The 26,118-nt window shown below is 62.9% G+C and carries 20 protein-coding genes; 7 read left to right on the forward strand and 13 right to left on the reverse strand.

Annotated elements, in window-relative coordinates; all coding sequences use genetic code 11:
• Positions 1-2,187 (reverse strand): condensation domain-containing protein (locus ACM6IM_RS03140; protein ID WP_414864122.1); only part of this gene is annotated, 2,187 nt, incomplete at its 3' end.
• A 232-nt stretch (positions 2,188-2,419) separates the two neighbouring features.
• Positions 2,420-3,154, reverse strand: coding sequence for a thioesterase II family protein (locus tag ACM6IM_RS03145; RefSeq protein WP_414864123.1), 735 nt, complete (start codon positions 3,152-3,154; stop codon positions 2,420-2,422).
• Between the two features lie 133 nt (positions 3,155-3,287).
• Here ACM6IM_RS03145 and ACM6IM_RS03150 point away from each other — a divergent pair, with 133 nt between their 5' ends.
• The 3 genes from ACM6IM_RS03150 to ACM6IM_RS03160 all read left to right on the forward strand — a co-directional run bounded on the left by ACM6IM_RS03150 (position 3,288) and on the right by ACM6IM_RS03160 (position 7,235).
• The gene (locus tag ACM6IM_RS03150; RefSeq protein ID WP_414864124.1) at positions 3,288-4,421 is read left to right on the forward strand and encodes a cupin-like domain-containing protein; all 1,134 of its coding nucleotides are present in this window, start codon (positions 3,288-3,290) and stop codon (positions 4,419-4,421) included.
• A gap of 206 nt (positions 4,422-4,627) precedes the next feature.
• A complete protein-coding gene (locus ACM6IM_RS03155; protein WP_414864125.1) occupies positions 4,628-5,416 on the forward strand; it encodes an SDR family oxidoreductase in 789 nt (262 codons plus the stop codon).
• Complete coding sequence (locus ACM6IM_RS03160) at positions 5,409-7,235, forward strand: glycoside hydrolase family 15 protein (RefSeq protein ID WP_414864126.1); 1,827 nt, start codon at positions 5,409-5,411, stop codon at positions 7,233-7,235. The genes ACM6IM_RS03155 and ACM6IM_RS03160 overlap by 8 nt, the downstream gene beginning before the upstream one ends.
• Positions 7,236-7,310: 75 nt before the next feature.
• On the opposite strand, the gene ACM6IM_RS03165 is transcribed toward ACM6IM_RS03160, so the two are convergent.
• Complete coding sequence (locus ACM6IM_RS03165; RefSeq protein ID WP_192309910.1) at positions 7,311-8,270, reverse strand: GlxA family transcriptional regulator; 960 nt, start codon at positions 8,268-8,270, stop codon at positions 7,311-7,313.
• Between the two features lie 90 nt (positions 8,271-8,360).
• Between ACM6IM_RS03165 and inhA the strand changes: the two genes are divergently transcribed.
• Positions 8,361-9,044: an isonitrile hydratase gene (gene inhA, locus ACM6IM_RS03170; RefSeq protein ID WP_414864127.1), complete on the forward strand. Its 684-nt coding sequence runs from the start codon at positions 8,361-8,363 to the stop codon at positions 9,042-9,044.
• Between the two features lie 404 nt (positions 9,045-9,448).
• On the opposite strand, the gene ACM6IM_RS03175 is transcribed toward inhA, so the two are convergent.
• Positions 9,449-9,937 carry an SRPBCC family protein gene (locus ACM6IM_RS03175; protein WP_414864128.1) on the reverse strand — a complete coding sequence of 163 codons (489 nt, stop codon included), beginning with the start codon at positions 9,935-9,937 and terminating at the stop codon, positions 9,449-9,451.
• Between the two features lie 195 nt (positions 9,938-10,132).
• On the opposite strand from ACM6IM_RS03175, the gene ACM6IM_RS03180 reads away from it, so the two are divergent.
• Positions 10,133-10,534 (forward strand): lysozyme inhibitor LprI family protein, encoded by a 402-nt coding sequence (locus ACM6IM_RS03180; protein ID WP_192309915.1) that lies wholly within the window; start codon positions 10,133-10,135, stop codon positions 10,532-10,534.
• 115 nt (positions 10,535-10,649) lie between these two features.
• On the opposite strand, the gene peaD is transcribed toward ACM6IM_RS03180, so the two are convergent.
• From peaD to peaA, 4 genes are all read right to left on the reverse strand, one after another.
• The gene (gene peaD / locus ACM6IM_RS03185) at positions 10,650-11,768 is read right to left on the reverse strand and encodes a quinohemoprotein amine dehydrogenase subunit beta (protein ID WP_201196960.1); all 1,119 of its coding nucleotides are present in this window, start codon (positions 11,766-11,768) and stop codon (positions 10,650-10,652) included.
• Between the two features lie 25 nt (positions 11,769-11,793).
• A complete protein-coding gene (gene qhpC / locus ACM6IM_RS03190) occupies positions 11,794-12,117 on the reverse strand; it encodes a quinohemoprotein amine dehydrogenase subunit gamma (protein WP_008016081.1) in 324 nt (107 codons plus the stop codon).
• 1 nt (position 12,118) lies between these two features.
• Positions 12,119-13,549, reverse strand: coding sequence for a quinohemoprotein amine dehydrogenase maturation protein (peaB, locus tag ACM6IM_RS03195; protein WP_201196957.1), 1,431 nt, complete (start codon positions 13,547-13,549; stop codon positions 12,119-12,121).
• 78 nt (positions 13,550-13,627) lie between these two features.
• A complete protein-coding gene (gene peaA / locus ACM6IM_RS03200) occupies positions 13,628-15,208 on the reverse strand; it encodes a quinohemoprotein amine dehydrogenase subunit alpha (RefSeq protein WP_414864129.1) in 1,581 nt (526 codons plus the stop codon).
• A gap of 457 nt (positions 15,209-15,665) precedes the next feature.
• Here peaA and ACM6IM_RS03205 point away from each other — a divergent pair, with 457 nt between their 5' ends.
• Positions 15,666-17,156, forward strand: a complete 1,491-nt coding sequence (locus ACM6IM_RS03205) for an aldehyde dehydrogenase family protein (RefSeq protein ID WP_414864130.1) — start codon at positions 15,666-15,668, stop codon at positions 17,154-17,156.
• Between the two features lie 98 nt (positions 17,157-17,254).
• On the opposite strand, the gene ACM6IM_RS03210 is transcribed toward ACM6IM_RS03205, so the two are convergent.
• The 5 genes from ACM6IM_RS03210 to mrdA form a co-directional block, all read right to left on the reverse strand.
• On the reverse strand, positions 17,255-18,544 hold the full coding sequence (locus ACM6IM_RS03210) for an NAD(P)/FAD-dependent oxidoreductase (protein ID WP_414864131.1): 1,290 nt from the start codon (positions 18,542-18,544) through the stop codon (positions 17,255-17,257).
• On the reverse strand, positions 18,541-19,218 hold the full coding sequence (locus ACM6IM_RS03215; RefSeq protein WP_414864132.1) for a S8 family serine peptidase: 678 nt from the start codon (positions 19,216-19,218) through the stop codon (positions 18,541-18,543). Before ACM6IM_RS03215 ends, ACM6IM_RS03210 begins: the two co-directional genes overlap by 4 nt.
• Positions 19,208-20,926, reverse strand: coding sequence for an ABC transporter ATP-binding protein (locus ACM6IM_RS03220; RefSeq protein WP_192309926.1), 1,719 nt, complete (start codon positions 20,924-20,926; stop codon positions 19,208-19,210). The genes ACM6IM_RS03215 and ACM6IM_RS03220 overlap by 11 nt, the downstream gene beginning before the upstream one ends.
• Positions 20,926-22,830, reverse strand: a complete 1,905-nt coding sequence (locus ACM6IM_RS03225) for a sigma-54-dependent Fis family transcriptional regulator (protein WP_414864133.1) — start codon at positions 22,828-22,830, stop codon at positions 20,926-20,928. The genes ACM6IM_RS03220 and ACM6IM_RS03225 overlap by 1 nt, the downstream gene beginning before the upstream one ends.
• A gap of 146 nt (positions 22,831-22,976) precedes the next feature.
• A complete protein-coding gene (mrdA, locus tag ACM6IM_RS03230) occupies positions 22,977-24,869 on the reverse strand; it encodes a penicillin-binding protein 2 (protein ID WP_414864134.1) in 1,893 nt (630 codons plus the stop codon).
• A 273-nt stretch (positions 24,870-25,142) separates the two neighbouring features.
• Between mrdA and ACM6IM_RS03235 the strand changes: the two genes are divergently transcribed.
• The gene (locus ACM6IM_RS03235) at positions 25,143-26,066 is read left to right on the forward strand and encodes a TIGR03571 family LLM class oxidoreductase (RefSeq protein ID WP_414864135.1); all 924 of its coding nucleotides are present in this window, start codon (positions 25,143-25,145) and stop codon (positions 26,064-26,066) included.
• Positions 26,067-26,118: the final 52 nt, after the last annotated feature.

Genomic DNA, 26,118 nt, shown 5'->3' on the forward strand with positions numbered 1-26,118 from the left:
GGCATTGCGAGCGATGATCAGCGAACCGCCGTTGGCCAGGGTGACGAACAGCTCCCACACCGACAGGTCGAAGCACACCGAGGTCGAGGCCAGCACGCCCTGGATGTCGTCGCGGCTGTACACCGACTGCGACCAGTCGATCAGCGCCGACACGTTGCGGTGGGCGATGGCCACACCTTTCGGTTGGCCGGTGGAACCGGAGGTGTAGATCACATAGGCGAGGTTGTCCGGGGTGACGCGGGTCCTGGGCGCGCTCTGTGGATAAGTTGCCCACGAATCGGCGGCGTCCATCAGCAGCACCTGAGTCTGCGCGTTCACATCCAGTGTCGCGGCAACCGCCTGCTCGGTCAGAAGCACCCGTGCCCGGCTGTCGTCGAGCATGTAGGCCACACGTTCGGCCGGGTAGTCCGGGTCCAGCGGCACGTAGGCGCCACCGGCCTTGAGCACCGCCAGCAGCGCCACCAGCAGTTTTTCGGAACGTTGCATGGCCACGCCGACGCGCACTTCCGGGCCGACTCCAAGCTCGATCAGCTTGTGCGCCAGGCGGTTGGCCTGGGCGTCGAGTTCGGCGTAGCTCAGGTTCAACGTGCCGAACGTCACCGCCACGGCCTCGGGCGCAGCGGCAACCTGACGGGCGATCAGTTCATGGATGCACAGGTTGTCAGCGAAGCCTTCACACACCGGGTTCCAGTCGTGGACGATGCGCTGGTATTCCGACGCCTCCAGCAACGGCAGCTCGCTGATGCGTTGCTGGCTGTCCCCCACCATGCCTTGCAACAGGCGGGTCCAGTGTTGTGCCATGCGCTCGATGGTCGCGGCGTCGAACAGGTCGTTGGCGTAGGTCAGCGCGGCGTGCAGCGTGCCGGCCTTTTCATAGGTGTCCAGGGTCAGGTCGAACTGGGTGGTGCGCCCTTCCCACTCGATGGCGCCCAGCTCCAGGCCCGACGCGGTGGTCACCGTGGAGATGTCCGCGACCTGCGGCTGGTGGTTGTACATCACTTGGAACAACGGGGTGTGGCTCAGGCTGCGTTCCAGCTTCAAGGCCTCGACCAGACGCTCGAACGGCAAGTCCTGGTGGGCCTGGGCGCCGAGGGCGGTTTCCTTGATGGCGCCGAGCAGATCCGCCACACGGGTCTGGCCATCCAGTTGCGTGCGCAGCACCTGGGTGTTGACGAAGAAGCCGATCAAGCCTTCGGTTTCGCTGCGGTTGCGGTTGGCGATCGGCACGCCGATGCGCAGGTCGGTCTGCCCGGTGTAACGGTGCAGCAGCACATTGAACGCGCCGAGCAGCAACATGAACAAGGTGACGTTGTGCTTCTGGGCGGTGGCGCGCAGCTGTTCGGCCAACCGGCTGTCGACACCGAACTCATGGCGCGTGCCGCGATAACTCGGCATGGCCGGGCGCGGGTAATCGGTGGGCAGCTCCAACACCGGGTGTTCATCACCCAACCGGGCTTGCCAGTAGTCCAGTTGCCGGGCCTGCTCGCCGGCCTCCAGCCAGCGGCGTTGCCACAGGGCGTAGTCGCTGTATTGAATCGGCAGCGCCGCCAGCTGCGGTTGCACGCCGGCATCATGGGCGTCGTAGCAACGGATGAATTCGTCGATCAGCACGTTCATCGACCAGCCATCGGAGACGATGTGGTGCAGAGTCAAGAGCAGCACGTGCTCCTGCTCGGCCAGCTTCAGCAATTGCACCCGCAACAGCGGGCCGACCGCCAGGTCGAACGGCAGCAGCGATTGCTGCTGGGCGGCGCGGGCCACTGCCTGCTCGCGTTGCGGTGCCGGCAACGCGCTGAAGTCGACGTCCTCGACCTGCAAGGCTGCGCTGGCCGGCACCTGCAACAGCGTCTCGTCGGCCTGACGCTGGAACACCGTGCGCAAGGTCTCATGACGCGCCACCAGGCTGGCAAACGCCTGCTCCAGCGCCGAGCGGTTCAGGCGGCCTTTGAGACGCACGGCACCCGGCAGGTTGTAAGCGCCGCTGTGCGGGTCCAGTTGCCAGAGAAACCACATGCGTTGCTGTGCGTAGGACAGCGCTTGCCGGTCTTCGGCCTCGACGCCCTGGGGAATCGGAAAACGGGCGAAATCCACGCCCTCCTTGTTCAGCGCTGCGAGGAACATCTGGCGCTTTTCCACGGGCAACCCGATAAACCGGCGAGCAAGTTTCAAGGAGTCTTCAGCATTCATTTCTCAGCATCCGGTTCAGTAGGCAGGAAGCACAAAGGCACGTCGTCCCTATAAAACGAATGCAGTCCGGAAAAATTAGCGGGTGAGAACAACTATCAGAGGGGTGGTAGCACATCGATCAATGCGAGAGCGGGCTTGCCCGCGAAGACGGTGCGTGAGTCACCTGTTCACGGGATGACACACGGCTTTGGCGAGCAAGCCCACGCCCACTGGGAAAGAAAAAAAGACAGTCTCAGGCGCTGGCCGCCATGGCGTGCCGGCGATGATGAACCTCCAGTTGGTCCCTGATCACCCGCAGCACCCTGGCCTCGTGCTCGTGGATGAAAAAATGCCCACCGGCCAGCATGTCCAGGGAGAAACTGCCATGAGTCTCCTTGCTCCAGCCGATCAATTGTTCGGTGCTGGCCTTGTCGGCCTTGCCGCCGAGCACATGCACCGGGCACTTGAGCAAGGGTCGCTGCAGGGGCTGGAAGCGCCCGCACAGTAGAAAATCCGCACGCAGGATCGGCAGCGTCAGGCTCATCAATTCTTCGTTGGCCAGCACCTCTTCGCTGGTGCCGTTGAGCGTGCGCAACTGATCGATCAACTGCGCATCGGTTTTCGGTTCGGCAAAGCCACGGTCATAGTCGGCACGCAGGGTCGGCGCCGCCGTGCCCGAGGCGAACAGCGCCACCGGCTCCGGACAGCCCAGGGCACGCAACGCATGGGCCATTTCGCAGGCGAGCAAAGCGCCGAGGCTATGCCCGAACAAGGCATAGGGTGCTGTCAGCCTGGCGCCCTGCTCCTTGGCCAGTTGCAGCGCCAAGGCGCGCATGTCGGTCTGCAAGGGCTCGGCGTAGCGGGCACCACGGCCTGGCAGCTCCACCGGTTGCACATCCAGCCACTGCGGCACCTTGCGCCGCCAACGGCTGTAAACCATCGCACTGGCACCGGAATACGGCAGGCACAGCAGGGTCAGCTTGGTCACCGCGTTCACCTTGAAAAGAGGGTCTCTCACCATGAACGCGCAGACGCGGGCGCAAATTAGTCCGTCGCCTGGATAAATTTGCGCGACACGGGTTCGTTCCCTGTTCAGACCGAAACCAAGAAGAGTGATCGTCGTGGACCTGCAAATCATCCTGGGCAAACTGTTCGCCAACGCCGGCGCAGTCGGTATCGAAGGTGTTTTCCAATTCGTGTTCGGGCCGCACCAGGCGTACTGGTCCGAGGTCAGGTCCAACAGCCGCACCGAGGCCGGGCGCCACGCCAGCCCCGACGTCACCATCGAGGTCGCGGAAAAGGACTTTCTGGGCATCATGGGCGGCATGGCCAATGTCGAGGAACTGTTCGCCAGCGGTCGCCTGAAGATCGGCGGCAACATGGGCCTGGCCACGATGCTGCCGCAGATCATCGACCATGCGCGCCATGGCGGCGGCGTGGTGGAAAAGGTCGACATGAACAAACGTTACCCGACCCCGCCGCGTTTCAGTGAACAACTGACCGCCAGCCTGCCAACCCAACGCACGGTGGAGCGTCGGCCGCGCCGCGAATTGTCGGTGCAGGAATTCGAAAGCCGCTACCTGCCCAACGGCGTGCCGGTGATCATAAGCGACGCCTTGCAGGACTGGCCGCTGTTCAAACTCAGCCGCGAAGAATCGCTGGTGCACTTCGCCGAGTTGCAAGGCATCACCCGCCACGGCGACTACGTGAAGAAGACGTTCTCCACGGAACGGGACTTTCGTTCCACCTCGATGGCCGACTTCATCGCCTCACTCGATTCCCCGGCGGTCAAGGGCGCCGATGGCGAGCCACCGGCCTATATGGGCAACAACATCCTCCCCGCGCAGTTGATGGAACAGATCAAGTACCCGCCCTACTTCGATCCCTCGCTGTTCATCCCGCCACGGATCTGGATCGGCCCCAAAGGCACCCTGACCCCGTTGCACCGGGACGACACCGATAACCTGTTCGCCCAGGTCTGGGGTCAGAAAACCTTCACCCTCGCCGCCCCGCACCATCGCCAGGCGTTGGGCACCTGGTCCACGGCGCCCCAGGGCGGGCTGGACGGTTGCGACTTCAACCCGGATGCGCCCGACTACCAGCGTTTTCCGTCGGCAGCCGACGTGACATTCCTGCGGGTGACGCTGGAGGCTGGTGACCTGCTGTTCCTGCCGGAGGGCTGGTTTCATCAGGTGGAATCCGTCTCCACCTCGCTGTCGGTGAACTTCTGGGTCAACTCCGGACGCGGCTGGTAACAAGGTTCCCTGTGGGAGCGAGCCTGCTCGCGATGACGGCCTTGCAGCTCGCCTGATTTCTGCGGGTTTACGCGATTACGTGTGGGAGCCTGTTCTTGAAGAGGACGGCATCCTCAGCAGCCTGACAAAACTTTCATGCTTGAACCTGAACTCTCGCCAGCCCCCGTCAGTCAGCAGATAAGGCCCTCAACCCCAGGCTGATGTGCATGCAGATTTCTCTCAAGCAACAAGTGGCGCTGGTGACCGGCGCCAGTTCCGGCATCGGTGCCGGCGCCGCCAAGGCGCTGGCCAACGCCGGTGCCGCCGTGGTGATCAACTACCACTCGCAGCCCGAACCCGCCGAACGACTGGCCCGGCAGATCAACGCGCAGGGCGGTCGTGCCCTCGCCATCGGTGCGGATGTGGCACAGGAACAGGACGTCGAACGGCTGTTCGCGCAGAGCCTCGACGCGTTCGGCACGCTGGACATTCTGGTGGCCAATTCAGGCCTGCAGAAAGACGCACCCGCCGTGGACATGAGCCTTGCCGACTGGAACCAGGTGATCGGCGTCAACCTCACCGGCCAGTTCCTCTGTGCCCGTGCCGCGCTGCGGATCTTCAATCGCCAGGGCATTCGCGAAGGCGTGTCCCGCGCGGCCGGCAAGATCATCCACATGAGTTCGGTGCACCAGCGCATTCCCTGGGCCGGCCACGTCAATTACGCGGCGTCCAAGGGTGGCATCGATCAGTTGATGCAGACCCTCGCCCAGGAAGTCAGCCACCAGCGCATCCGCATCAACGGCATCGCACCGGGGGCGATCCGAACGCAAATCAACCGGGATGTCAGTGAAGCCGATTTGCTCAAACTCATTCCCTACGGGCGGGTCGGCGACGTCGAGGACATTGCCAACGCGGTGGTATTTCTCGCCTCCGATGCCTCCGACTACATCGTTGGCACCACCCTGTTCATCGACGGCGGCATGAGCCTCTATCCGGAGTTTCGCGGCAATGGCTGATCATCTTTTCGAGCGACAAAGCGCCATCGACGCCCACGGCATCATTGGCGACATGCGCAGCGCGGCGCTGGTCAACGACAAGGGCAGCGTGGATTTTTTCTGCTGGCCGGAGTTCGACAGCCCGTCGATCTTCTGCTCGCTGCTGGACAGCCCCGAGGCCGGGATTTTCCAGTTGTCGCCCGACCTGCCCGACGCCCGCCGCGAGCAGATCTACCTGCCCGACACCAACGTGCTGCAGACCCGATGGCTCAGCGAGCAGGCGGTGGTCGAAGTGACCGACCTGCTGCCGATCGGCGACAGCGAGGACGACCTGCCGGTACTGATGCGCCGGGTTCGAGTGGTCAGCGGTCGCGCGACCTTTCACCTGCGTTGCGCCGTGCGCCACGACTACGCCCGGGCCAGCACCCGTGCCCGCCTGGATGAACAGAATGTGGTGTTCGAGGCGAGCGGCCAGCCGGCGATGCGCCTGACATCGGATCAACCGTTACGGGTCGAGGGTCACGCCGCGCTCGCCGAATTCACCCTGGAGCAGGACCAGAGCGCACAGTTCCTGCTCGGCGGTGTCGGCGATCCGCGTCTCAAGGAAGGCGCCGCCGAGCTGTGCCTGGAGCGCACCCTGAAGTTCTGGCGCGACTGGAGCGGTCAGTCCAACTACCGAGGCCGCTGGCGGGAAATGGTCAACCGCTCGGCCCTTGCCCTGAAGCTGCTGACCTCGCGCAAACACGGAGCGATCCTCGCCGCCGCGACCTTTGGCCTGCCGGAAACCCCCGGCGGTGAACGCAACTGGGACTACCGCTACACCTGGATCCGCGACGCCTCGTTTACCGTGTATGCCTTCATGCGCCTGGGGTTTGTCCAGGAAGCCAACGACTACATGCGCTGGCTGCGCGGCCGGGTCAGCGACTGCCACGGCCAACCGATGAAAATCAACATCCTCTACGGCATCGATGGCCGCCAGGAACTGCCGGAAACCGAACTTTCGCACCTGTCCGGCCATGGTGGCGCGCAACCCGTGCGTATTGGCAATGACGCCTACGATCAGGTCCAACTCGACATCTTCGGTGAGCTGATGGACGCGGTGTACCTGGTCAACAAGTACGGTGACGCCATCTCCCACGAAGGCTGGAAACACGCGGTGAACGTGGTCGACCAGGTGTGCGAGACCTGGCAGCAGAAAGACGTCGGCATCTGGGAAATGCGCGGCGAGCAGCATCACTTCCTGCACTCGCGACTGATGTGCTGGGTCGCCGTGGACCGGGCCATTCGCCTGGCCTCCAAGCGCTCGTTGCCGGCGCCCTTCGCCCGGTGGGACCAGACCCGTCAGGCGATCTATGCCGACATCTGGGACAACTTCTGGAACGAGGAGCGCGGGCATTTCGTCCAGCACATCGGCGGCACCGCCCTCGACGGTTCGATGCTGCTGATGCCCTTGGTCCGTTTTGTCAGCGCCAAGGACCCGCGCTGGCTCTCGACCCTGCAAGCCATCGAGAAAAGCCTGGTGCGCGACGGCATGGTCTATCGCTATCGCAACGACGACACCCGGATCGATGGCCTCGACGGCACCGAAGGCGCGTTCGCCGCCTGCTCGTTCTGGTACGTCGAATGCCTGGCCCGGGCGGGCCAGGTGGAAAAGGCGCATCTGGAGTTCGAGCAACTGCTGCGGTACGCCAACCCGCTGGGATTGTACGCCGAGGAGTTCGACAGCCACGCCCGGCACCTGGGCAATACCCCGCAAGCACTGACGCACCTGGCGCTGATCAGCGCGGCCGTGTTCCTGGACCGGAAATTGAGTGGAGAGAAGAGTTTCTGGCAGCCTTGAGCGTGTGTCGTCGGCCATCGCTCCAAAAAAATGTGGGAGCGAGCCTGCTCGCGATGGGGCCGGCAAGGCCCCCTTTCACTGCACCGAAAACCGTTCCCGATAAGCCTGCGGCGTCACGCCCATGGCTCGCAGGAAACTGCGGCGCAAGGTCTCCTCGCTGCCAAACCCGCATTGCACCGCCAGCCGTTTGATCGGCACGCCGGTATCGCTGAGCAGACGCCGGGCGGTCTCGACGCGGATCAGTTCAATGGCACGCGCGGGGGTCTGGCCCGTATCGGCGCGGTAGTGGCGCACGAAGCTGCGCTCGCTCATGCCCGCCTGCAGGGCCAGGGTGGGAATGCCCAGGTCCATGGTGAGATTTTCGCTGATCCAGGCGTGAAGCTCGTCGAAACGGCTGCCTTCCTTCTGCAGTGAAAGGGTGACGCTGAACTGTGACTGCCCGCCCGGGCGCTTGAGAAACACAACCAACTGCTGCGCCACTTCCAGCGCCATGGTGCGGCCAAGGTCGGCTTCGACCATGGCCAGCGCCAAGTCGATGCCAGCCGTGACCCCGGCCGAAGTCCACACCGGGCCGTCCTTGATGAAAATCGGATTGGGTTCAACCCGTAACTGCGGATGCTGTTGCGCCAATTGTTCGCAACGGGTCCAGTGCGTCACCACCCGTCGACCATCCAGCCAGCCGCTGGCCGCCAGCAGGAACGCCCCGGTGCACACCGATGACACACGCCGGCACATGGCCGCGTGTCCGCGCACCCAGGCCACCAGCGCCGCGTCCTGCGCCGCCGCATAAACGCCCCAGCCGCCGGCGATGATCAAGGTGTCGCTGCCTTGCACGGGCAGCGGTTCGGCCAACAGCGCCAACCCCGCCGACGACGTCACCGCCCCGCCACCGCTGGCAATCACCGTGGGGGCGTACGGCGCGGGCAGGCCCTTCTGACGGGCAATGTCGTTGGCCGAGGCGAACACCTGCAAGGGCCCGGTGACATCGAGCAGTTGCACATTGGCAAAGGCGAGCACATGGATGGTCTTGGGCATGTTTGGCGTAATTCGTGGGGTAATTGGCGTATGCGCCAAATCCTACGAGCCTAGAGTGAAGTCGTCCACCCACCTCACGAGAAAAAGACCATGACGTTGCAGATCGGTTTTCTGTTGTTCCCGCAGGTCCAGCAACTGGACCTGACCGGCCCTTACGACGTGCTGGCCTCGCTGCCGGACGTGAAGGTGCACCTGATCTGGAAGGACCTGCAGCCGGTCACCGCAAGTACCGGCCTGGTGCTCCACCCTACCGCCACTTTCGCCGATTGCCCGGCGCTGGATGTGATCTGCATTCCCGGTGGCAGCGGTGTCGGGCCGTTGATGGAGGATGAAGAGACGCTGGCGTTCATCAAGGCTCAGGCGGCCCAGGCGCGGTATGTCACGTCGGTGTGCACCGGCTCACTGGTGCTCGGCGCGGCAGGCCTGCTCAAAGGCAAGCGCGCCACCACGCACTGGGCTTATCACGAACTGCTCGCCCCCCTGGGGGCAATCGCGGTGAAGGATCGGGTGGTGCGCGATGGCAATCTGTTGACCGGTGGCGGCATCACCGCTGGCATCGATTTCGCGCTGACACTGGCGGCGGAGTTGTTCGACGAGGACACCGCGCAACTGGTGCAATTGCAACTGGAGTACGCGCCGGCGCCGCCATTCGACTCGGGCAGCCCGCAGACGGCACCCGCCTCCGTTCTGGAGGAAGCCAACCGACGCACAGCGCAGTCACGCCAGCAACGGGCGCAGATCACTGACCGGGTGGCCGCAAGACTCGCGGTCTGATTGACGCCCCCGCATCTGTGGGAGCAAGCCTGCTCGCGATGGTCGTCAGTACACGACGTGTATCCAGATTACCCGCGTTATCGTTGGCGACCTTCGCAAGCCTGCTCGCCCCCACAGAGGGGGCGGTGCCCCGCTTTTCGACAGGCGAAAAAAAACCCGCCAGAGGCGGGTTTTTCCCAAGACCATGTCGACTCCCTGTCGATAGCGAGTCCTTGCTGATGGTCGATCATCCATGATCCCGAAGCACTCCCTGTGCTTCAGTTGATGTGGCTAGATTACGCATCGGATCCAATCTGCAACAGACGACATAGCTACCATCGCGTGTAGGACATTCGCCATAGTCCCCCTTCCGAAAACCCTTAGACACCTCAGGTGCCAGGCCCGAAAGCCGCGGTTTTCCGGGGTTACTCCTCCTGACGTTCATGCGCCTTGAGGTTGATCTTGAGAAACTCTTCGATGTTGTTCATCTGCTCATCCCAACCCCGGCTGTCCATGCGGAATGCCTTGAGACGGCGCGCCTGGGGGATGTGATCGAAACCTGACTCGGACACCTTGAGCAAGGTGCCCCCGTCCATGTCTTCGAGTTCGAAGCGCACCAGCGTGGTGGGCTCCTGGGTGTAATCGTAATCGGATTCTACGGCGTAAGGGTGCCAGCGGAAGGAAAACACCCGCTCCGGTTCGACGCGCTCCACCAGCACGTTCCACAGCAAGTGCTCATAGCCAGGGTAGGTAATCTGCCCCTGGGTCCACTCGCCGGCGACAAAACGCTTGCCTTCCAGGGCTACGCCAAACCACTGCCCAAACGCTTCGGCGTTCGCCAGCACGCGCCAGACCTGCGAGCGCGGCGCCTTGAGCAGGATCTTCCTTTCGATGCGATCTGATGCTGGGTTCATAAATCACCTCCTGTATTGAACAGTAGGCCTGTAAGACCACTTGTCCAACCTTAAAGTTGTATCTCGATCCACCTGCCTGACCTATTCGGCCGCACATTCGGGTCAAAGTTCGGGGTTGAACACTACAGGGGCAAGCCTGGCCACCGACGCTTCGCTACACTGCGCAGGTCTTTTCCCGACTCAGCGAGAACCTTCATGACTCCACGCGTGCTCCTGGCGCTGACGCCACTGCTGCTCAGCCCCCTTGCCCATGCCGTCGATTGCGACAACGCCAGCGACCAGGCGACGATGAACCAGTGCGCGGCACAACAACACAAGGCGGCGGACAAGGAACTGAACGCGCTTTACCAACAGATCAGCGCGCGTTTGAAGGCCAGCCCTGACAGCAAGAAGCTGTTGGTCGGCGCCCAGCGAGCCTGGATCGGCTTTCGCGATGCCGAGTGCAAGTTCTCTGCATCGGCCGTGACGGGCGGGAGTGTGTACCCGTTGATCTACAGTAACTGCATCACCGAGTTGACCAAGGCACGGTCACAGACCTTCAAGAACTACTTGAAGTGCCAGGAGGGGGATTTGAGTTGCCCGGTGCCGGGGCAGTGATTTCCGAGACTCATCGCGAGCAGGCTCGCTCCCACAGTGATGTTGCGTACATCGCAAAAAACGGTGGGAGCGAGACCGGCTTGCGGGCGATAACGTCAGCTCAGGGGGGCACCATTCACCGGACAAAAATCTGCGCCGTGGTGATCGCCATATCCCCTCCCGGCAACTTGATGGTGCCCACCTGTTTCAGGCTGTCGGCATCGAAGATCGCCACATCGTTGAACGTCCCCGCCAGGTAGATCTTGCTCCCCTCCTTGTTGAAGGAGATGCAGTAGTAGGAGTGATCCAGCGTCGCAGCCTGGAGCATCTTCTTCTCCTTGATGTCGTACTTGGCCAGGCGATTGAGCACGCCAAACATCAGGTTAGGGTCTTTCGGTGAACGCATGCCGCTGAAGTAGATTTCCGTCAACGGGCCGAAGTCGGTGGTTTCGGTCTTGCCGGTCTTCAGGTCGACGCTGAACAGCCCATACAGGTACTCGGCAGTGGCCGGGTCCTGCTTTTTGTCCTTGAATTTCGCCGTGGTGTAGAGCAGCGAGAAGTCGTGGCGATAGGTTTGCTGGTTCCACACGTAGAGCACGTCAGGCGCGCTGTAGTTCGCCCGTTTCCAGTGACGACTGGGGATCAGCACATCGAACTTGCCGGTTTTCACATCGACCTTGTAGATGTCGGCCCCGGCCACGTACAGCGTGCCATCATCGCCACTCTGCATGATGGTCAACTGCCGCGGCGCCGGGAAGCTGCGCACGGGCCTGGCGTCCATGCCGGCATCGGTGGCGTACACATCGAGCCGCGGCTGCTGCACTTCGTAACGGTCGTTGAGCATCAAGGTCGGGTTGGCGATGGCGAACAGTTCCTTGCCGTCATGGCTGAGGGTAAAGGCGAACATCGACTTCGCCTTCTCCCCCGGCTTCTGGGTGATGCTGGCGTGGAACACCTGCTTGCAGCTGTCCAGTTCGACGCCATAGATGTCCGCGTAATGGTTGTTCAGCACGTAGGCGGTCTTGCGATCCGGCGACAACTGCACGGTGCCGGGGCCAAAGGCATCCGGCAACTTGCAGGTCTTGAACAGGCTGTCGGTCGCCAGGTCGATGACGTGCAGGTTGTTCGGGTAATTGGTGGTCAACATGTACTCGTGACCGTCTTGCAAAGCGGTGTTTTCATCGGCCAGAACGTTGAACGCACAGGCACTCAGGACGGCAAATGCGGTCAGGCCGCAGGCTTTGATGCTAGGCATGCTGGAATCCTTCTTCTCTGTCCGTTCACTTGTCTTTTGGGAAGACAGTGCCAAGGTTGCGCCAGTTGTCGTTGGACGCCTGAGCATCCTTGTTCCAGTCCGGGTAGGTGCTCATCATGTCGGGCACCTGGGCCGGCCACCAGCACGGGTCGGAACAGCCATAAAGGTCGGCTTCCATCGGCTGGCACAGGGACGACACACCGCCGAACGCGTCAATCTCCCAGCCCGGGTCGGTGGTCGAGGCACAGCCCGCCACGGAGCTCATCGCCACCACCTCTTCGATGCGGTTTTCATCCGCGGCCTGATCCAGCTTCAACGCTTTGTTATTGATTGCCTTGAGATGTTTCATATCAGTGAGCCTTGCGCGGAGTGATGTAACTGCTGATGAACGCAGGGTTGTTGGCCATGATCCGGGTGTAGACCTCGATGCCGAAGTCGACCCAGTCACGCATCAGTTCGCAGTAGTGATAGGTCGGGTGGGTCGGGTCGCCGTAGCGGGCGTAGCTCTCGTGGTAGCAGCCGCCGGAGCAGAGGTTGCGGATCTGGCAATCTTCGCAACCGGTATTGCTGCGGTCCAGGCGCTGGGACAGGAAGTCGTTCAGCTCCACCTGTTTCACGCCGCTGTGCACGTTGCCGAAGGTCGGCAGGGAGGAACCGGTAAAACGGTGGCACAGGTTCAGCTCGCCCTTGTGATCCACCGCCAGCATCTTCAGGCCCGCGCCGCACGGCAGGGCTTTCTTGTGGCCCTCGTGGATGTCGGTGATCAACTGGTGCAGGTTGGAGAAACCGATGTTGCGATGCTCCAGGGCCGCTTCCAGATAACGCCGGCCGAGGGCCTTCATGTTGGCGAACACCTGCACCAGTTCTTCGCTGGTGAGGTTGAAGCTGCTGATGTCGCCGGAGGTCACCGGGGCAAAACCGACTTCGGCAAAGCCCAGCTCATTGAACAGGTGATCCCAGATGGTCTCGACATCGGTGACGCCGGTGGTCAACGTCACGCGCGCGCCCACCGGACGGCTGTTGTAGCGCGACAGCAACATTTCGGCCTTGCGCCGCACCACGTCATAGGTGCCCTGCCCGCCCACGGTGATCCGGTTGCGGTCGTGCACGGTTTTCGGCCCGTCGATGCTTACCGACAGCCCGAAACGGTGGGCGTTGAGGTAGTCCACGGTCTCCTCGGTGAGCAGCGTGGCATTGGTGGTCATGACGAACTCGACGAACTTGCCCGCCTCGGCAAACCGTTTCTCACAATAGTCGACCATGTACTCGATCAGTTTGCGATTGCTCAACGGCTCGCCACCGAAGAACACCACGGTAAAACGCTCTTCGTCCGGGGATTCGCGCAGCAGCATTTCCACTGAGGCGATGGCGGTCTCGACGTCCATCTTCTTGCCCGCGGACGGCTTGTCGAGGTCTTCCTTGTAGCAGTAAGTGCAGCTCAAATTGCAGCCGGTATTGACGTTGAGCACCACGGTATTGATCGCCGTGCGCTCGACCCGCCTGGTGGCGATGTCCGGGGTCAGCGGCGAGCCGTCGCTGACCAGCTCCAGGGACATCAACTCCCGCAGGGTCTCGGTGACTTCTTCGCTGTTGAAACGCGCCGCCAGGCGCTGGATCAACTCCTCCGACGAGCAGCCGGGACCGCGCAGGGAATCGATGATGGTGCCCGTCAGTTCATCGCTGGCGAACAGCGAACTGCTGGGAATGTGAAACAGCATGCGGTCGGCGTCGACCTGCACTTCGTGCAGGTTACGTTCAACCAGATTCAAGATAGCGCCCATTGCAACCTCCTGTGCAGGCCCTGCCGTGCAGGGCTTGCGGTCATTCCGAAAAGTGTCTGGAACCGGGTCGGATCCGCCTTATGGAATGGGTGGATTGTTCCAGCGTTGCACGGTCACGATCATGTGGCCCTCACCGGTCAGGGATTTCCCTGCGTCGTCGACGGCGGCAATGACCTTGAGGTTGCCGGCATTGTTGGTGGACATCTTGCGTTGCGGGTTCGGCCCGGCATCGCCCGGTGTGAACACACCGCTGTCGGCCTGCATGGTGCCGGCGTATTTGACGTCTTCGTCTTCCTTGGCGCGATCGTCGAACGCTTCGACCGACCACTGCGCCGGGACGATGCCGATGCGATACGGCTTGCCGTCCGCGCCCTTGCCCCAGGCTTCAGCATCGAAACGTCCCTGGACTTTCGGCGTCGAACCTCCGCCCTCACCGATCCGCGCGACCGAGAATTCCGGCACCACCTTGACCTCGGCGATCTTGCTGTAGACCGACAGGCTCGGGCCTTTGAGCGTACCGACGGTGACGGTGCGCAAGCCCGGCTGGGCATTGGCGGCCGCCTTGAGCTTGACCTTGATCTGCTGTGGGCTCTGGGAAACGATCTCGACCACCTCCACGCCCTTGCCAAAGTTCGGCTTGCCATTCAAGCCGCTGCCGACCAGGGTCACTTCGGTTTCGCCACCGGCCTTGAGGTAACCCGGTTGCACCGCCAGCAAACGGCTGCTGCCCTGCTTGGCGGCGACGAAGTCCAGGCCGCGCTCGTCGTGCTCGGCCTCGAACATCCGGCCTTGCATCGCATTGCCCTGGGCCGCGAACACCTGGCGCAGGGTCACACCGTCGATGGTGACGTTGCCGCGCCATTCGTAACCGGTGTAGAGAATCGCGCTGCCGTCGCCGTTGAACGGCGTGCCGTCGGCGTATTGGCCTTTGACGTTGACCTTGAAGGTGTCCGCGCCCTCGGCGGTCACGCTCATCACCCCGGCCAGTTCGCCCTTGCCCGGCAGGTGGCCGCTGAAACTCCAGTCGCCCACCAGCGCCTCGGCTTTCGGCGCGCTGGCGAGCCATTTTTTCCAGGCCGGGTTGTCCAGCGGATAACGCTTGGCCAGCAGCGGCACCATGTCTTTGCGAGCCAGATCGAACCAGTCGCGGTCGCGTGACAGTGCCTGATACTCCAGCGACGGCCACTGACCAAGGTGGAAATTCACCAGGCGTTCCCATTCCTGGGCCGGCCGCCGTTGCAAGGCCACCCGGGCGCCGGAGTGGCAGCGACCACACATCTGACTGGTCTGGTCGTCGAACTGCTCGACGGTATTGAGCCGGCGTTCCAGCGCGTAACGCACGCCGTCGGTCTCGCTGGGTGCCAGGCCCTGGGTGTCGGCCAGGTACTTGACCAGGGTACGACGATCTTCGTCGCTGATTTGCAGACCGTGCATGGTCTGCATCCGAGCGATGCTCATCAGCCAGCCTTCCGGTGTCTTGCGCTGGTGGCTGATGCGACTCAGGGCGTTATCCGCCTCGGGGGTGTGACAGCCCTGACAGGTTTCCTTGAGGATGGTCTGGGCGTCGCGAGCTGCCAGGCTGTCCGGCGAATGCAGCGCTACACAGGCGGCCACGGCCAGCAGGCTGACACTCAGGCCTGATCGGAGTTTTCTCTTCATCAACGTCGAACCTCGCACGGTGCTTTCTTATTTTTGTGGCTTATCGTTTTTATGGTTTCTGCCGTCGGCTTTGATCTGCCGACGGAGGCAAGAGAAACGTCTGCGATGAGCAATACACGGAGCGTGCCAGCTTGTGAATATCTCGACTAATCAATGGTTTGCCTTTAACCGAACAGGGTTTTCACGGGCCGGTCATCGGCGTTGCACGTTCTATTTCGCGACAGCTGTTGCAACCTGAGACAAGCATAGTCCCGTTCCCTGCCGCACCATCGCTCCCACCGATGGCCTGCCAGGTGTTTCGAGATTCTCACACCGTCGCAATTTGCGACGTTTGCCCAGGCTCCGGCCATTCGAAAAAACACCGCAAGCCCGCCAGTTCGGGCTCCGACCACGCAAATCCACATCTGGCACAGCCATTGCGAAAGACCTCGGCACACGAACAAGACGAGGTTTCAACATGTCGCTTCCCAACCTGCTTCCCGCTACCACGGCTTTCATCCAGCGCGCCCCGCGCATGCTGATCGGCGGCGACTGGGTCGAGGCCGCCGACGGCCAGACCATGGCGCTGCACAACCCGGCCACCGGCGAGGTGCTGTGCGTGGTGCCAAGGGCCACGCCTGAAGATGTCGACCGCGCAGTACTCGCTGCACGCCGGGCCTTCGATGATTCGGCCTGGACCCGCACCCGCCCCCGCGAACGGCAGAACCTGTTGTGGAAGCTCGCCGACCTGATGCAGCGTGACGCAGAACTGCTGGCGCAACTGGAATGCCTGAACAACGGCAAAAGCGCGGCGGTGGCGCAGGCTATGGATGTGCAACTGGCCATCGACTTCCTGCGCTACATGGCGGGATGGGCGACCAAGATCGAAGGCTCCACGGTCGATGTGTCGGCGCCGCTGATGCCCAACGAGCAGTTCCACAGCTTCATCCGCCGCGAAGCGGTGGGCGTGGTCGGTGCCATCGTTGCCTGGAATTTCCCGCTGTTGCTGGCCTGCTGGAAACTCGGCCCGGCCCTGGCCACCGGCTGCACCGTGGTGCTCAAACCCGCCGACGAGACCCCGCTGACCGCCCTGAAACTGGCTGAACTGGTGCTGGAAGCCGGTTACCCCGAGGGGGTCTTCAACGTGGTCACCGGCACCGGCATCACCGCCGGTTCCGCACTGACTCACAACCCGCTGGTGGACAAGCTGACCTTCACCGGTTCCACCGCCGTGGGCCAGCAGATCGGCAAGATCGCCATGGACTCGATGACCCGGGTCACGCTGGAACTGGGCGGCAAGTCGCCGACCATCGTCATGGCCGACGCCGACCTGCCCAGCGCTGCGGCCGGCGCCGCCAGTGCGATTTTCTTCAACCAGGGCCAGGTGTGCTGTGCCGGCTCGCGCCTGTACGTGCAACGCAAGCATTTCGACAATGTGGTGGCGGACATCGCCGGTATCGCCAACGCGATGAAGCTTGGCAATGGCCTGGACCCGAGCGTGGAAATGGGCCCGCTGATCTCGGCACGGCAGCAGGAACGGGTGTATGGCTACATCGAAAAGGGCCGGGAAAGCGGTGCGACCATTGCCTGTGGCGGCGAGCAGTTCGGGCCGGGATTCTTCGTCAAACCGACGGTCATCGTCGATGTCGATCAACAGCATTCGCTGGTCCAGGAAGAAATCTTCGGTCCGGTGCTGGTGGCGATTCCATTCGACGACGAGGCCGATGCCTTGCGCCTGGCCAATGACAGCCCTTACGGGTTGGGGGCGAGCATCTGGTCGAACGACCTGGCCGCGGTGCACCGGATGATCCCGCGGATCAAGTCCGGCTCGGTATGGGTCAATTGCCACAGCGCGCTGGACCCGGCCCTGCCGTTTGGCGGCTACAAGATGTCCGGGGTCGGGCGGGAGATGGGGTATGCGGCGATCGAGCACTACACCGAGTTGAAGTCGGTGTTGATCAAGCTCTGACCTGTGGCGCCCTCGCGAGCCGGCCCGCTCTCCCCTGGTAAGTGCACCTCTGTGGGAGCGAGGCGGCTCGCGAAAAGGCCGACGCGGTCAACCCGAGATCAAGGTTTGAAACCTTGGGCCAACAACCAACTTCTGACCATCCTGCCCTGCTCCACCGTCAACTCCGCCAACACCTGTCCCACCGGCTCGGCCCGCAACCGGCGCACCAAGGGCGCCAGTTCCACCCCCTGTACATGCCAGATCCCCAGTGGCTGGTCCGCCGTGATCACCACCTCGGCTTCATCGACAAACCCCTCTTTCAGCACGGGCGCGCGTTCAATCCTCAGCGCCGCAAAATCCACCTCGGCATGTGCCACTTCAGCATCCGGCCATTGCCGTCGCGCGCGCCAGAACGGTTGCTCCCGCCAGCGCTGCTCGTCGGCGTAAAAATCCCGGCCGATGCGCGCAAAGCGCAAGAACAGTTGCTCCACCCGTTGCTGGTGAAAACGTTGGGCCAGGGCCGCGCGTTCGGGTTTGCGCAACAGCGTGTTGATCACCGCCGGCGCCTGCAACGCCGAAGACAAGGACTGGAAAATCCCGTTGCCCGACAGCGGGTCCACCGCCATTGCCGCGTCGCCGACGCGGATCCAGCGTTCGCCACACACTTGAGGGCAGAGAATCGCGGTGCTGCTGCGCGCCTGCAGTTGCAGATCGACTTCAGGGGCGGCGCCGAAGAACTCGCGCACCAATGCCGACGCCTGGCGCCGCTGGCGACAGTAGTCGAGTAACTGCGCCTTGCTCGGCAATTGGGCACTGGCCACGTCGAGCGTCCACTGCCAGTAACATTGTCCGTCCGCCCGCCGCGCCATCCATGCCCAGCCGTCCTCAAGGCTCTCCACGGCGCTGGCAGTGTCGCCCGCCGCTCCTTGCCAGCGATTGAGCAGGCTGACCGTCTCCGGGCCGCGCAGGCCCTTGCCCGGTGTGGGGGCCTGACGTCCGCGGGCCTCCACCACAAAATCGGCAATCAGCGCATCGTGCCCCTCGATTTCAACCCGGTGCCCGGTGGGCAACGACTGAACGCTCGACACCCGAGATTCAATCAGATCAACGCCCGCCAGGCGCAAGTCCTCGCGCAAGCCACGGTCAAAGTCGGGACGGTCCAGCAGGTATTCAATGTTCTGCGCATGCTGCTGGCCATTCCACGACACCTGGCGCTGGGAAGGCAGCGTCGCCTGCGCCAGCGCGTATTGCAGACCGGCGCCGCGCAAGGCCTCCAGCACCCGTATGGACACCCCCTCCAGCGCCGCGAACCGGCGCCACTCGCAAACCAGCGTTACGTCATGGCCGAGTCGGCGCAACCCCAGGGCCACCGCCGCACCCGCAGGCCCCGCGCCGAGAATCGCGATCATGGCCCGACACGCCGTTCGGGGCCACGATAGCGGGCGTTGACCTGCAGCCAGTCGATGATCTGTTGACGGCTCGCTGCGGGGTGCGCCAGCAGAAAGCCGGCGATGTGCCCGCTCAACGCTGCGCAGCCGAGGCTCGCCCCGGATTGCCCCGGGTAAGTGCCCCGCACGCACGCGGCAAAATCCGCCTGGGCGCTGTCGAGCCACGACCATTGCTGCTCGGTGCAACGCGCGTCACCCGTGACCCGCAGCACTTGTGGATAACTCGCCGGATACACGCCCTCGCCCTGGGCCGGACTGGAAGCACAGAGCACAATCCCGCGCGCTACTGCGGCTGCACAGGCGGTTCGCAACAGAGGGCGGTCCTGCCGCAGGCCGAGGCTCAGGTTGATCACGCTCACGTCCTGCGCGATCAGCCAGTCGATGGCCGTGGCGATCTGCAAGGCACTGGTGACGCCACGCTGATCGAACACCTGGGCCACACAGAACACCGCCGACGGTGCCCGCCGGCCAATGGCTTCGATCACCGCGCTGCCATGCCCCAGTGGATCGTCCAGCAAAGCGCCTTCGACCAGACCATCCTCGATCAGCGCAAACCGCCGCCCGGCGACCACTTGCACCCGCTGCGCCGCCGAATGGCCGCTGTCGACGACGCCGATGCGCAGTTCAGGCTTCATGCGGCACCGTCCTGGACGTGAGCACGCCGTCGAGCAACTCGAAACGCAGGTCGGCGTCGGCCAGGGTGGAAGGGCGATGGCTGATCAGGATCCGCGTACGCCCGGCGAACAACCGGTCGATGGCCTCGATCACTTCACGCTCGGTGGCTTCGTCCACTGCCGAGGTCGCTTCATCCAGTACCAGGATCAAAGGGTCCTGCAACAGCGCGCGGGCAATCGCGATGCGCTGCTTCTGCCCTCCGGACAACTGCTGGCCGCGTTCGCCCAGCGGGCTGTCGAGGCCTTCGGGCAATGAGGCAATCAGGCTGTCGAGTTGTGCCAGCCGCGCGACTTCGGCAATCGCCTCACGGCTGGCGTCGGGCATGGCGTAGGCCAGGTTGTCCGCGAGGCTGCCGCGAAACAGCACGATGTCCTGGCTGACCACGGCAATCTGCCTGCGCAACTGGAACAGGTCCAGTTCACGCACGTCGACTTCGCCCAGCAACACCCGACCGGACTGTGGATCGTGATGTCGCTGCAACAAGTCGATCAGCGTCGACTTGCCGACCCCGGAGCCACCGCTCAGGGCAACTTTCAAACCGTAGGGAATCCGCGCTTCGATCCCGCGCAAGGTGGTCGGGCGCCCCGGGTGACTGAAGTGCACATCGTCAAAGCGCAAGTCGCCGGACGCCGGCATCGGCTTGGGTTCAACCGGCGTCAGCACGCTCGGCTGTTCGCCGCGCAACTCCATGACGCGACCCAGGCTGACGGTCATCCGCTGAATCGCCACGTAAAGCCCCAGCAGGCTCTGGACCGGTCCGACCGCCATGCCCAGGTAGGTGGAGAACGCGATCAGCGCCCCCAGTTGCCAGGTCCCCTGCACCACCCAGTAACCGCCAATCAAAAACGCACAGGCCCTGGACAATGAGGTCAACGTGCCCGGCACCGCCTGGGTGAAAAACTCGGTGACCTGCAGGCGCAGCAATTGGCTCATGTAGCCTTGCCCCAGCAGTTCCAGGCGCCGTGACTCCCGTTGCTGCTGACCCGCCGATTGAATGAATTTCATCACCGGCAGCGTCTCGACCATGAACGACGACATGTCCGCCGAACGTTCGCGTAACTGCCGCACATCGCGCTCGACCTTGCGCCGCATCCAGCGCAGCCAGAGAACGTCGAGAGGAATCAGCACCAGGGCGAGCAACGAGAGTTGCCACGACAGGGTCACCAGCATCGCCACGGCGACGACCAGGCCGATCACGCTCGACACTGCAGAAAACAGTGAGTCCACGGCAAATCGCTGGATTTCCGCAACATCTCCATCCAGGCGCGACATCAGATCGCCGATGCGCCGCTGGCCGTAGAAACCTGGCGACAGCGTTTGCAGGTGCCGATAGAGATCGTCGCGCAGCGAAAACAGAATCCGTCCGGACAGCCGCGTGTGCAGGTAACGATTGATTCCCGACAACGCCGTGCCGAGCAGGCCGGCGACAATCATCAGTCCTGCGATCAACACCAGCATGGAGAAGTCGCGGGCCAGCAGGCCATCGTCGATCAGCAACTTGGTCAGCCAGGGTTGCACCAGCACCAACAGTGAAGCGCAGGCCGACAACCCCAGCAGCCCGGCAATCGCCAGGCGGTGCGGCCGGACAAAACCATACAACCAGCGCAACGCCGCTTGCAGGGCTTCGGGGTTCTGGCTGTCGATCAGCCGAACGATCAGACGCTGCATCACGAACGCAACTGTTTGAGCTTGCGATACAGCGTCGCGCGGCTGATGCCCAACGCGTCGGCGGCGGCGGAGACATTGCCCTGATGGCTGTCCAGGGACTGGCGAATCAACTCCAGCTCGTTTTCGCGAATGCTGCCGGACGGGGGACGCTCACTGGCGTGTAGTTCGTCGAGCATGCTGTCGGGCAGGTGGTCGAGGGTGAGCACGGTCTCTCCCGGCTCGCGCATGGCCAGCGCGGTGCGCAAGACCATTTCCAGCTGGCGGATGTTGCCCGGCCAGTGATAACCCGCGAGCAAGCGGCTGAGGTCGTCGTGCAGAACTACGGTCGGGGCCTCCAGTCGGCTCAGTAGGCGGCCGACCAGTGCGGCAAAATCGTCGCGCTCACGCAGCGCCGGCAGCATCACGCTGATCCCGTTGACGCGGTAGAACAGGTCTTCGCGGAACTGTTTGTCTTCGACCAATCGCTTGAGGTCGCGGTGGGTGGCGCAGATCAGTGCGACATCGATGTCTTGCTCCTCGCCCGCGCCCAGTGGCGCTACCTTGCGGTCCTGAAGCACCCGCAGCAGACGCGCCTGCAAGGCCAGCGGCATGTCGCCGATTTCATCCAGGAACAGCGTGCCGCCGTGGGCCTGTTGCAGGCGGCCGATCATGCCGCCACGCCGGGAGCCGGTGAATGCGCCTTCGCGGTAGCCGAACAGTTCCGACTCGATCAGGCCCTCAGGAATCGCCGCGCAATTGACTGCGACAAAAGGTTTGTCGCAACGGCTGCCCGCCAGGTGCAAGGCGCGGGCAATGACTTCCTTGCCGGTGCCGGTTTCGCCGAGCAGCAGCACCGGCAGTTCGTTGGCCAGGCCCTGGCGGGCCATGCGCAAGGCTCGGGCGTAACGGAGATTACTGCCGGCCAGGGATTCAAGGTCCGGGGGTGTCTTGGCGGTCTTGGCGGTGCTGCGCGGTGGAGTGCTGACAGTGATCGAACGTTGTGGGGCGCGCAGGGTTTTGTAGAAAAACTCGCCTTTGGCGGTCTGCAGGCTGCCGGTGCCGCCCTGATGCAGGCGCGACAGCAATTGCAGGCCATCGACGCCGAGAAACTCTTCGCAACGCCGTCCCACCAGTGCCGAACGTTCGGCGTGGAGCAACTGGCAGGCCTGGGCGCTGACCGCCAGAATCTGTCCGCCCAGGCTCACTGCCAACAAGCCTTGCCATGGCGATTCAAGGTATTGCCGACGGCTATGGAACGCCAGCACGATCTGCTCTGGAAAACTGGCGTTGAACACCCGGCTTTCGATCTGGCTGACCGCCATGGCCAGCAGCGCGGTGCTGTCGTGAACGCGGCCGAGCGGACCTTCGCGGGTCAGGTCGAGGACGCCGAGGATGTCGCCTTGCGGGCAGTAGATGGGGACGGAGGTGCAGGAGAAATCGGTCAGCCGGTCCAGGTAGTGCTCGCCGCAATCGATCAGGGTCGGCCGGGCCTCGACCAGGGCGGTGCCCAGTGCGTTGGTGCCGCGAGCAGCTTCGCTCCAGCAGGCCCCCAGGGCGATGTCTTGCAGGCCACTGCCCTTGAGGCGATCGGCTCGGCCTTCGACGGCCAGGATGGTCGCATCGGAATTGGCGAGGATGATCAGCCCTTCCTTGCCCTGGCGTTCGGCCAGGTAATCGATGGCCGGCAATGCCGCGTCGATCAGCAGGCGGTTGTTCGCCAGCAGCCCTTCGAGGCTCGCACTCGAATCCAGCGCCAGTTCGTGTTTGCCGTTGAAATGCACGCCATGACTGAGGCTGCGCCGCCACGACGCATCGATCTCGGCCCGCAACACGCCATCAGGGACTTCGCCCTCGAGGTGGAGCTTTTCCCGTGCCAACCGGGCTTCGCGGTGCAGTTTGGGGGAGGTTGTTTTTATTAGCGTCATCAAGCGCTCCGGATCGGTCCGCCCTGCGCTTTTTCAGTTTCAGCGCCCTGTCGCAATCTTGACGTTAACGTCAGGGCAATGGCAAGTGCCTTACGGCGTTTGTGTTACCTCGCGCTTCGCGGGCACGCCCGCGAAGTCGGGGCCGATTACACGTGAGGGTCGCCAGGCGCTTTGCTCGGCGTGGCGTATTGAGGCTTGAGGTGCCCGTCCTGGTCGAGCAGCCAGGCATCCATGATCTGCCGCACCACAGGGCCGGCGACACGCCCACCGGCCTCACCGTTTTCGATCATCACCGAGATGACGATTTTCGGGTGTTCGGCCGGCGCGAAACCGACAAACAAGGCGTTGTCGCGGTGACGCTCCAGGGTTTTCTCACGGTTGTAGCGCTCGCCCTGCTTGATCGCCACCACTTGCGCCGTGCCGCTCTTGCCGGCGATACGGTACTGGGCACCCTGCGCCGCTGCCCGGGCGATCCCGCGCGCATCGTGCATGACCATTTGCATGCCATGGTTGACCTGTTCCCAATCGCGCGGGTCTTTCAGCAGGATGTTGGGCATCGGGTGCTCATCCACGGGCGCCACACCATCCACGGTTTTGGCCAGATGCGGCCGGTTCCACACACCCTTGTTGGCGATCAGCGCAGTGGCCTGGGCCAGTTGCAGCGGTGTGACCTGCATGTAGCCCTGACCGATGCCGAGAATCACGGTCTCGCCCGGGAACCACGCCTGACGGCGCGTGGCGCGCTTCCAGGCCTGGGACGGCATCAAACCGGCGGACTCTTCGTTCATGTCCAGCGAGACCTTCTCACCGAGGCCGAACATGGCCATGTAGTCGTGCAGACGATCGATGCCCAGCTTGTGCGCCAGGTCGTAGAAATAAGTGTCGTTGGAGCGCATGATCGCCGCGTCCATGTCCACCCAGCCGTCGCCGCTGTGGTTCCAGTTGCGATACTTGTGATCGTAGTCCGGGAGCTGGTAATAGCCGGGGTCGAAGACACGGGTCTGCGGCGTGACCACACCGGCATCCAGGCCGGCAATCGCCACCTCGGGCTTGATCGTCGAGCCGGGGGCATAGAGCCCCCGTAGCACGCGGTTGAACAGCGGGCGGTCGATGGAGTCATGCAGCGCCGCGTATTCCTTGAAGCTGATGCCGGTGACGAACAGGTTGGGATCGAAACTTGGCTTGCTGACCATGGCCAGCACTTCGCCGGTCGACGGATCGAGCGCGACCACGGAACCCCGGCGGTCACCAAGGGCCTGTTCCGCGGCTTCCTGAAGCTTGACGTCGAGGCTCAGGACGATGTTTTTCCCGGGAACCGGATCGGTGTGTTTGAGCACCCGCAGTACCCGGCCCTGGGCGTTGGTTTCAACTTCTTCATAACCCACATGGCCGTGCAACTCCGACTCGTAGAACTTCTCGATCCCGGTCTTGCCGATGGACTGGGTACCACGGTACTCGACCGTATCCAGCGCCTTGGATTCCTTTTCGTTGATACGACCGACATAGCCAATCGAATGCGCGAAGTGCTCGCCCATCGGGTAGTGACGGACGAATTGCGGCTCGACATCGATCCCGGGCAGACGGAACTCGTTGACGGCGAGCACGGCGATCTGTTCTTCGCTCAGTTCGTAGAACAGGGTGACCGGCACAAAGGGATGACGCGCCTGCTTCATCGCCTTGTCGAACAGCGCCCGATCCTCAACGGGCAGGTGCAGCAGGTCGACTACCTCGTCCAGCTCTTGCTTGACGTCAGAGGCACGTTCGCGGGTGATCGTCAGGTTGAAACTGGGGCGGTTATCGGCAAGGACCACGCCGTTGCGGTCATAGATCAGGCCCCGGGTCGGGGTGATCGGCAAAACATGGACACGATTGTTCTCGGAGATCGTCGAGTGGTAGTCGAACTCCATCACTTGCAGCACATACATTCGCCCTACCAGCGTGCACATGATGGCGACGACGAACAAGGCGCAAGCCATCAGTCTTTTGTTGACCAGGCGCGTCTCTTTTTCGTGATCCTTGATCGGTATCGGTTCGGGCATTTCTGCAGCGGCTCTTCGACTGAAAATGAAGCACCGATCCTTGGGCGGGCAATCAGTCCGTGAAAAAAAGAGCTGCACCATACCAAAAACCGGTGGGTCGCTTTATTACGATTTCCTCGAACGGTTGTCCTTGAAGGCCAAATCGACCGTCGGCTTACATTGGACTCGTGCATTTTTCACAAGATTGATGTTCCGATTCGTGCATTTTTCTCGTCGAAGGGCCTGTGGATACTGGGTGCATGTCATTCCTTTTTCGCGTCTGGGAGTCTTTTCATGCATTCACGATTTCAACGATTACTCGGCTCGAACGGGTTTTCCATAGGCCTTGAACTGCCGCTGGACAATGACTGGTCCAGCGACGGTCAGGATCGGCGGATAGCCGAAGGCCGGCCCTTTGGTGTTCCGGACCTGAGGCAGCATGCAGCGATGGCACGCCTGGCCGACAAGGCCGGGTTCAAAGCCCTGTGGGTTCGCGATGTGCCCGTTTACGACCCGAACTTCGGTGATGCCGCACAGGTGTTCGAGACCTTTTCCTATCTGGGATACCTGGCCGGGATCACCGACAACATCATGCTGGGTACGGCGGCAGTTGTGCTGCCATTGCGTCAGCCCTGGCTCACGCTGAAGGCCGCCAACAGCATCGATGAGTTGAGCGACGGTCGCCTGTTGCTGGGCGTGGCCAGTGGCGATAGACCCATGGAATACCCGTTGTTCGGGGTGGATTACGATCAGCGCGCAGAGGTGTTCCGCGATACGGTGGAAATGTTGCGTAGCCAGGGCGAAGGTCGTCTGCCTGAAGGTGCGCAATTGCTTCCGCAGCGGGATCAAGCCGTCCCCCTGTTGGTAGCCGGGCTGGGCCAACAGTCACCGGCCTGGATTGGCGAACACATGGATGGCTGGCTGGCCTATCCAGGGACACCGGATGAACATCGTCGTCGGGTGGGGCTGTGGCGCGAGGTGGGTGGGGACAAGCCTTACATCAGCTTCGTCCATCTGGACCTGGCGGCCAATCCTCATACCCCGATGCGTCGTGTGCGTTTCGGGGGCACTTGCGGGCGGTTGGCATTGATTGATGAGCTTCAGGCCTTGCGTGAAGCCGGTGTCCAGCACGTAGGCGTGCATGTGCGTCGCAGCGAACGGCCGGTTGCCGAGGTCATCGAGGAGATCGCTGAGCACGTTCTGCCGAAGTTTCACTGAACCTGCTGCGTGTGCGAGGGCAGCCGAGAGGCTGTCCTTTTTTTTGCGTGGT

It is taken from the genome of Pseudomonas sp. IT-P12 (assembly GCF_949767465.1).
In the GTDB taxonomy this organism is placed as follows: Bacteria; Pseudomonadota; Gammaproteobacteria; order Pseudomonadales; family Pseudomonadaceae; genus Aquipseudomonas.